Origin of the sequence: Microcystis sp. M083S1 (genome assembly GCF_020246405.1) — a bacterium.
Taxonomy (GTDB): Bacteria; Cyanobacteriota; Cyanobacteriia; order Cyanobacteriales; family Microcystaceae; genus Microcystis; species Microcystis aeruginosa_C.
On record NZ_JADBTB010000221.1, the window covers coordinates 1 to 7929 of the forward strand.

Annotated in this window: 8 protein-coding genes and 1 pseudogene; 6 read left to right on the top strand and 3 right to left on the bottom strand. The window is 38.9% G+C overall.

Annotation, left to right across the window (positions count from 1 at the left end; genetic code table 11):
- The first annotated feature begins 450 nt into the window (after positions 1-450).
- Together IM450_RS20115 and IM450_RS22620 are read left to right on the top strand one after the other, a co-directional pair.
- The gene (locus IM450_RS20115) at positions 451-678 is read left to right on the top strand and encodes a hypothetical protein (protein WP_002734104.1); all 228 of its coding nucleotides are present in this window, start codon (positions 451-453) and stop codon (positions 676-678) included.
- A pseudogene (locus IM450_RS22620) lies at positions 653-936 on the top strand (type II toxin-antitoxin system RelE family toxin). The gene IM450_RS20115 and the pseudogene IM450_RS22620 overlap by 26 nt, the downstream one beginning before the upstream one ends.
- 124 nt (positions 937-1060) lie before the next feature.
- On the opposite strand, the gene IM450_RS20125 reads toward IM450_RS22620, so the two are convergent.
- The gene (locus IM450_RS20125) at positions 1061-2617 is read right to left on the bottom strand and encodes an AAA-like domain-containing protein (RefSeq protein WP_002802170.1); all 1557 of its coding nucleotides are present in this window, start codon (positions 2615-2617) and stop codon (positions 1061-1063) included.
- A gap of 361 nt (positions 2618-2978) precedes the next feature.
- Here IM450_RS20125 and IM450_RS20130 point away from each other — a divergent pair, with 361 nt between their 5' ends.
- Both IM450_RS20130 and IM450_RS20135 read left to right on the top strand, forming a co-directional pair.
- Entirely contained in the window at positions 2979-4232 is a 1254-nt protein-coding gene (locus IM450_RS20130) for a competence/damage-inducible protein A (protein WP_287669363.1), read from the top strand.
- 196 nt (positions 4233-4428) lie between these two features.
- Positions 4429-4560 (top strand): hypothetical protein, encoded by a 132-nt coding sequence (locus IM450_RS20135; protein WP_002757361.1) that lies wholly within the window; start codon positions 4429-4431, stop codon positions 4558-4560.
- Positions 4561-4643: 83 nt separating this feature from the next.
- Here the strand turns inward: IM450_RS20135 and IM450_RS20140 are convergent, their stop codons facing one another.
- Positions 4644-6239 (bottom strand): Hsp70 family protein, encoded by a 1596-nt coding sequence (locus IM450_RS20140; RefSeq protein ID WP_002802166.1) that lies wholly within the window; start codon positions 6237-6239, stop codon positions 4644-4646.
- A gap of 191 nt (positions 6240-6430) precedes the next feature.
- Between IM450_RS20140 and IM450_RS20145 the strand changes: the two genes are divergently transcribed.
- Positions 6431-7030 (top strand): Uma2 family endonuclease, encoded by a 600-nt coding sequence (locus IM450_RS20145; RefSeq protein WP_002802165.1) that lies wholly within the window; start codon positions 6431-6433, stop codon positions 7028-7030.
- A gap of 99 nt (positions 7031-7129) precedes the next feature.
- Positions 7130-7597, top strand: a complete 468-nt coding sequence (locus IM450_RS20150; protein ID WP_287669366.1) for a DUF29 domain-containing protein — start codon at positions 7130-7132, stop codon at positions 7595-7597.
- A 77-nt stretch (positions 7598-7674) separates the two neighbouring features.
- Here the strand turns inward: IM450_RS20150 and IM450_RS20155 are convergent.
- The coding region (locus IM450_RS20155; RefSeq protein ID WP_287669368.1) for a Uma2 family endonuclease at positions 7675-7929 on the bottom strand (255 nt) is incomplete at its 5' end.

The following is a 7929-nucleotide window of genomic DNA, read 5'->3' on the forward strand; positions in this document are numbered from 1 at the left end:
AATTCCTAATAGTCTTTTAGTTTGTTTCGGATATTTTTGAATGTATTCCCAAGTGTAGTTTTTCATGGCTTTTTTTGATTTACTATTTGTTTTATTATATCCTATTATTGTGATTTAATTAAATTATGGAGAGGTCTATTGTAATATTTAAAGGTTACAGAGAATTATTAAGTAGTTTGTAGTTTGTAGTTTGTAGGGTGCGTTAGGAGCGCAAAAAGATTATAAAATGTACAAATAAATTAAATACGCGACGTAACGCACCATTATTATTAAATGAGATTTTTAAAAACATAATAAAATAAATTATTTAGTAAATATGAGGTGCGTTACGCTGTCACTAATACACCCTACAAATTATCTATTACATGAGAAGATTAATAACAGAAGTCGGGGATCTAAATTTTATCAGAATCAGATATAATCAAATTGGGTAAATAACCAAAATAATCTATGAATACGTTAGAACTTCGTGAACAAATCCAAAAATATGTTGAACAACTGTCACCAGAAAAATTACTCGTAGCAGTTGATTTTTTAGCATATTTGGCAACAAGAGAAGATGATGCTACTCAAGAGTTATTAGAGATTGTAGGATTTAAAGAAAATTTTGATCATGCTAGAGAAAATGTAAAACAAGGAAAGGTGATTACTGTTGACAAACTTAAACGAAAATATTAATTATACTGTTGTTATTAGTATTGATGCAGGGGAGTTTTTTGAATCTGCTTCTGCTACTTTACAAAAAAGTTAGATAGATGTTTTGAACGTTTAAAAATTAATCCTCGTAATCATCCTAATATAAAATCTCTCAAAGGTGAGTTATCAGGTTATTATCGTTATCGAGTAGGTGACTATAGAGTTATTTATGAAATTAATGATGATTTAAAACTGGTAACGATAATTTTTATCGCCCATAGAAGTAAAGTTTATGAATAGCTGAAATAAAAATTAAGCAGCCAATTCTGTAGGGTGTGTTAATTAAATGCAACGTACCTTATAAATTCACCGTTAAATATCTTTGAAAAAAGCATTGTTTCCAAAAATACTTCATTTAAAACACTCAAGCTCTAATTACAGTAATTCTATATTGATTTTCCGTCACCACAACTTCAGTGGATAACCTTTCTTCCATTGGTAAGGCATTTTTCCGCCTATCAAAGATAAATAACCAACCAAAATCTAAACCCAAACGTCCTAAATAAGATTCTAATTGTTCAATTCCATCAGCTTGCGGATTGCGTTTTTTATCCCGCCATACTTTCAATTCAATCCCTAAAATTACATCTTTATACTGTAAACATAAATCCATTCTATCGCTACCAATTGCATATTCCCTTTCTAAAACTCCCCCACCATTAATCACACGATGTAAAAAAGCCATTAATACAATATGCGGTGCGATTTCATGATAGCCAGTGCTACCTAATAACGGTTCTCCGTGCTGTCGCCAAAACTTGAGAAATGCTGTTAATAAAGCATCTAGATTTAACTCCCCTTCCGGTGTTAACCAAGTGGGTGCAATCATTGGTAAAGATGCCATTGGTGTGACTGTTAATGCTCTGGGTAACACTTCCCGATAAATGGGATTAGCAATAGTTAAACCTCCGTAGGGGTGCATTTTACATAATCCCAAATCAATCACAAATTGAATATCATCATTAGGTATATTTCCTAATTCTAAACCAGCTAACATCGGTTCAATAATGGCTTTAATTCTTGGTTCTCTTAACCTTTCCGCTAAACTATCTAAATGAGTATCCTGACGAGCTATTAATATTTCTTTGGCTGTTAAAATATGTTCTTTAGTAATAGGAATACTTCTATCTTTCACCATTTTTTCGACAATTTCTTTAGCTAAAGCATTGACTAGCCAAGGTTGTCCTTGGGTTAAATCATAAGCTGTTTCTATTGCTTCTGGTGTGAAAAGTTGTCCAGTTGCTGCTGTATGTTTTTGATATAATTCTCCCACTTCTGCAAGATTAAAATTTCGCATAGTCAGAGAAGCAACTTTTATATTAAAAGGACTGGATGTATTTAATCTATCACTACCTCCCGATGCTACTTTATAATCTCTCACATCTCGTAAACCAATTAATCCTACTGACGAGGGAAAATTTTCAGGACGGTTAGGAAAACCATCTCTTAACTGTCGTAAAACTGATATTAATGTTTGGTCTTGTAAAGAGTCAATTTCATCTATAAATAATACTATGGGACGATTGATAGCTTTTGCCCAACCTTGTAAAAAAGCCTTAATTCTATTTCCTGGTTCTTCCTGTTGCCATTGTTTCACAGGTGGTTGCAATTCTTTAGGTAAGCGGATATTTATTGTATTATACCATGCCCCTAAAATTGCCAATTCTGCGGCACTAGGATCATGATTAAATGCACTTCCTACTTCCACTGATACCATGACTGCGGCATAATTTCCTGTAGCAGTAAGTTGTTTTGATAGGGCTAACATTGCGGTGGTTTTCCCCGTTTGTCGTGGTGCGTGAAGGACAAAGTAACTACGTTGTTGAATTAAATCCTCTAAATCTGGTAATCGCACTGTGGGAGAGAGCATATAGTGGATATCGTCTTTACAGGGACCGGCAATATTAAACCAGCGAGTCATAGAATTTTATTATTTAGTGGACATTTTAATTTTAGATGATTTTGGTGGGGTTTGTAATGGCAGGAAGGAAGAGGTGATGATCGGCAATACCTTGTTATGCTTGATTATGATCAATTATTGCTATATAGAGGAATCGTAGGCTGATTTTACGTTTGCTAATGGGTAGTGATACTAAATCTGGTTATTAAAAGTGGCATTTAATATACAAGACTTTGATTGTTGATAGCTTACTGGTATAATACTGGAGCGCACTGGTAGGGTTAACTTCCAGTACCATCGTTACCTAAACCCGATCGAACGATGGTGACAGGAGATCAGTTAATGATCAAAATTGAAAATCTTAAGCTAATTGCTAAAAATTATGGCCGCTGAAATTATTTGTGTAGGAACGGAATTATTATTAGGGGATATAGTTAATACTAACGCCCAATATTTAGCCCTAGAATTGGCAAAATTAGGCATTCCCCATTATTATCAAACGGTGGTGGGGGATAATGTAGAAAGACTGAAAAAAGCGATCGCTATTGCCCGAGAACGTTCCTCAATTTTAATTTTTACCGGGGGACTGGGACCTACTCCTGACGATTTAACCACAGAAACAATCGCCGATTTTTTCCAAACGCCCCTTAGAGAAGATAAAGAGATTTTAGCAGAAATCGAGGCTAAATTTACGATTTTAGGGCGAGAAATGCCTCCTAGTAACAGTAAACAGGCTTTAATACCCGTGGGAGCCGATTTTTTGCCAAATCCGACGGGAACCGCCCCCGGCATGATCTGGCAACCACAGACTAACCTGACTATTCTCACTTTCCCCGGAGTACCCTCAGAAATGAAGAGAATGTGGGTAGAAACGGCGATTCCTTACCTAGAAAGTCAAGGATGGGGCAAAGAGAGGATTTATAGTCGTTCTCTGAAATTTCGCGGTATCGGTGAGTCAGCTTTAGCGGAAAAAGTAGCCCATTTATTTGATCTGACTAACCCCACCGTTGCCCCCTATGCTGGTTTAGGCGAAGTGCGTTTGCGAATTGCGACGAAAGCCCCTTCTTTAGAGGCTGCTTTGCAGGTAATTGAACCGGTAGCGACGGAAATTAAGGAAATCGCCGGATTAGATTATTTTGGGGCCGATGATGATACTTTACCCTCGGTAGTGGGGGAACTGTTGCGGCGACAAAAACAAACTTTGAGTGTGGCAGAATCCTGTACCGGAGGAGGATTAGGGGAAATTATCACCCAAATCGCCGGCAGTTCCGATTATTTTTGGGGTGGGGTTATTTCCTACGATAATCGGGTAAAAGTTGCCCTCTTAGACGTAAATGAGCGGGATTTAAATAATGTCGGGGCTGTCAGTGCCATTGTTGCCCAACAGATGGCCCTAGGGGTGCGAAAACGCCTCGCTACGGATTGGGGGATCAGTATCACGGGTATTGCTGGACCGGGAGGAGGCAGCGAGACAAAACCCGTGGGCCTAGTTTATATCGGTTTAGCCGATCCTCAGGGAAATGTCACCGTATCAGAGCATCGTTTCGGAGAAAATCGAGATCGCTTGACAATTCGCCAGATTAGTGCTTATACCGCCCTCGATCGCCTACGACGGAACTTATTAACAATATCTTAAAAAAGAATTGCCAAGAATATATACTCAGACTAAAAACCTATGTTAAGCTTAATATAAATACAAGATATAGATTCCCCCGCTCGTCAGATTTAACAGCCAAACGATGAAAATTAGTTAAAATTCTCTAGAATCAAGCTGTTGCGGGGATCAATCGACGAAAACTCATAGCTAGTATCTCAAAGGAGCCATTTGGTCAATGGACTATTTAGATGAAGTGATAGACAAGTTGAGAGAATGGGCGCGCAAACTGATTGAGAGTGTTTTTGGTCCGGAACCCGAACCCGAACCCGAACTGATCCCGATCCCCGTGCGCGATCACAGTCGATAAAGCCACCGGTAAAACAGAATACTGCGATAATATCAGTGCAAACTTACTATGAGTCTGCACTTGATTTTTGACTGAAGCCAAGTCTAGCTTAATTTGGTGACGATTTGATTATTTAGTAACAATTCTTGACTGAGTAAATCTTCCACATTAATCCGCAGAAAACACTGATCATCAATCCAGAACTGCACTTTAATGCGATCTTTACCCCGAAAACCTAAAGGATCGAGTTTAGCGATTGATCGGGCCCCCTCGCGATCATTTAAGGGTTGGACGCTAGTTTCTCCATTACCGAGGGAACGAGTAATTAATTTATCACCATCAAAATAGACCTCCATTGCCCCCCTTTCTGTGCCTAATTCGCCGATAATTAACTCAATGCTGGGTTGATTGTCCACGGAAGCACCTAGGACTAATTCCACGGGTTTTTCCATAGGATAGGGTTGTCCGGAGTTAATAATCGGATGCCAAGCGTGGGCATTTTTGCGACGATTCCAGTAACGAATCCCGTAGCTATGATAAAGAAAATCTTTGACTTGATAACCTTGGGCTAATTGTAACGCTCCCAAAGCGATCGCTTCAAAGGGTCGATCCTCTTTAATTTTACTACTATCAAAATACTGTCGCACCCAATCTTTTACCGCCGGAATTTGTACGGTTCCCCCGACTAATAACACCGCATCGATATCGCTAACTTCAATTCCATTGCGTCTTCCCTGTTGCAAAACTCCCGTCATTAAATCATCTAATTGATTAAAAAAGTTTTGTTGTTGGAGAATATCGGTCAATTGTTCTCGATCTAAGCTTAACTCGTAACTCTCGAAATTTTCCTCATCAAAATATACTTCCTCGGCGGTTAATTGGGAAGAAAGTTTAATCTTTAATCTTTCTGCTAGACGAGTAGTCAGGGAAGTTTTCGCTAAAGATTGCTTTTGGGCAAAATAATCGACAATCCAATCGTCTATATCTGACCCCCCTAAATTTGTCCCCGCCTTGGCTAAAACTCTCGCTAGTTTAGTTTTTTGGGCGGAATTATTGCCTAAAAGTTTTTCTCCCCATTTGAGAATAAAACCTTGATTTTTTTGAGGATTATCTAAATCTAATTGTACCAAAGAAAGATCGAGGGTGCCACCGCCAAAATCTACCACTAAAATCACTTGATCCCCAGTGGTTCCATAGCCCAAAGCGGCGGCCGTGGGTTCATCAATTAGTCTAATTTGTTCGATTTCCCAACCCTGACAAACATTGCTTAACCAATTGCGGTAACTTTCAAAACTATCGACGGGAACGGTTAAAACTAGCGATTGGGGGGTTTCCGGGGTGGTGTTTTTTAAGTGGTCGATGATGCTATCGAGAAACCATTGGCCAACCCCCTCGAAACTGAGGACAGTTTCCTCTAATTCCGGTAAAAATCCTTGAATTTTTGCGCCGATACCTCGTTTAAAGCGACGAAAAAAACGCGGATCTCGATCGATATCTAAACCCCGATCGCGCACTGCTTGACCGGCAATTACTTGCAGGGGATTGGCTGATTTAATATAGAGTAAACTGGGAATTAGGGGGGGATTGTCGGCTATTTGTTGGGATAACTCCGATAATTTCACGGTTTCGGCCCTATTTGTTGCCCCATTCCAACGAGTAATGACGGTATTACTGGTTCCGAAATCAATAGCGTAGAACACGATCGATGGTTTTTAGGTAAATTTAGTTAATTATCCGCCATTGTAACCTGTTATTTACTGAACCCGCCCGATCGAGGTGGAAGTTTCCGAAAAACCTAGGCAATTTGGTCAGCGTAAGCTCAAGAAGTCTGAGCAAAAACTTGACAAATAATCTTTAATAGTATATATGAGTTGCACCTGATCAAAGGATTATGTTAGCAGTTACTACCTCACCCGAAACCCTCTCCTTAGAAATTCCTAGGGCGATCGCTCTCTCTATCACCCTTGAACAGTTTGAAGCCCTTGCGGTGGTCAACCGTGACTTAAAATTAGAACGTACAGCCCAAGGAGAATTAATCGTGAATCCCCCGACAGGTGGTGAATCAGGACAGCGAAATTTTCGTATAACAGGACAATTGTTTCGCTGGTGCGAAGAAAATGAAGCTTTAGGAGTCGGGTTTGACTCTTCCACTGGATTTATACTACCAAATGGGGCGATTCGTTCTCCCGATCTATCTTGGGTGAGTCGAGAACGCTGGGAATCTTTAACCCCTAAGCAGAAAAAAGGATTTATTCCCCTCTGTCCCGATTTTGTGGTGGAATTGCGGTCTGAATCTGATAGTCTTGACAAATTACAGAAAAAACTGCTCGAATATAGGGAAAATGGCGCAAGGTTAGGCTGGTTAATCGATCCCCAGAATCGGCAAGTTGAAATTTATCGTCAAGGAAAGGAAGTAGATATCTTAGAAAATCCCACTGATTTATCGGGTGAAGATGTTTTACCCAATTTTAGCTTAAATTTAAAGTTCTGATGTTTTCAGGAGTAATCCTGCGATATTCTGCCAATCTTTTTGAGATCGGGGAGTCGCTTTTAAATTATCTAAGAATTCTTTTTTCTAGGTCATCATCAAATGAGCATCGAAAAGTCGTTAGTCTCGTCAGGTAAAAGTCTTTATCAAGAAGATTTCTACCGATGGTTACAAGAAACCGCTAATTTACTCAAAGAACATCGTTTTGAAAAATTAGACTTGGAAAATTTAATCGAAGAAATTGAAACGATGGGAAGGAGTGAAAAACGAGAACTAGAAAGTCGCTTAACCGTCATTGCTGAACATCTGCTTAAATTGACTTACTGGCTAACTGAAAAGGAAACAAATGCTCAAGGGTGGCGCAGCACAGTTGTTGAACAACGCCGACAAGTTCAACGCTTATTAAAAGAGAGTCCAAGTCTGAGAAGATTGATTCCTGAAATCTGGATAGATTGTTACCAAGCAGCCAGAGAAGATACTGTCAGAAAGTATCAACTTGCTGCTGATTTATTCCCGATTGAATCACCCTTTACCCTTGCAGAAATCCTTGATTATGACTATCTTCCTTAAAACTAAAGTTTCGTATTTTATCGATGAATATAATGCCTAACAAAGCCAAGCTTTAAACGGCAATCACTACCTCTGATTTACCAAATCAAAGTAAGATTTAAACTAAATTCTGGCAGAATATTTTCCCCCGATAAACTCTCTGGATTAGTTAAAATTTCTACTGGCTGTCCTTGACGATAAATTTCTACTTGTCTAGTTTTTCTATTGATTAACCAACCTAAACGAGTCCCATTATCTAAATATTCCTGCATTTTTTTTCTAGCAGTTTCTAAGTTGTCACTAGCGGACATTAATTCAATGACAAAATCGGGAGATAGAGGTAAAAATTTTTC

Coding starts and splice junctions, on each gene's coding strand:
- IM450_RS20115 (WP_002734104.1), top strand. CDS start 451: ATGAATACGTTAGAACTTCGTGAACAAATCCAAAAATATGTTGAACAA.
- IM450_RS20125 (WP_002802170.1), bottom strand. CDS start 2,617: ATGACTCGCTGGTTTAATATTGCCGGTCCCTGTAAAGACGATATCCAC.
- IM450_RS20130 (WP_287669363.1), top strand. CDS start 2,979: ATGGCCGCTGAAATTATTTGTGTAGGAACGGAATTATTATTAGGGGAT.
- IM450_RS20135 (WP_002757361.1), top strand. CDS start 4,429: ATGGACTATTTAGATGAAGTGATAGACAAGTTGAGAGAATGGGCGCGC.
- IM450_RS20145 (WP_002802165.1), top strand. CDS start 6,431: ATGTTAGCAGTTACTACCTCACCCGAAACCCTCTCCTTAGAAATTCCT.
- IM450_RS20150 (WP_287669366.1), top strand. CDS start 7,130: ATGAGCATCGAAAAGTCGTTAGTCTCGTCAGGTAAAAGTCTTTATCAA.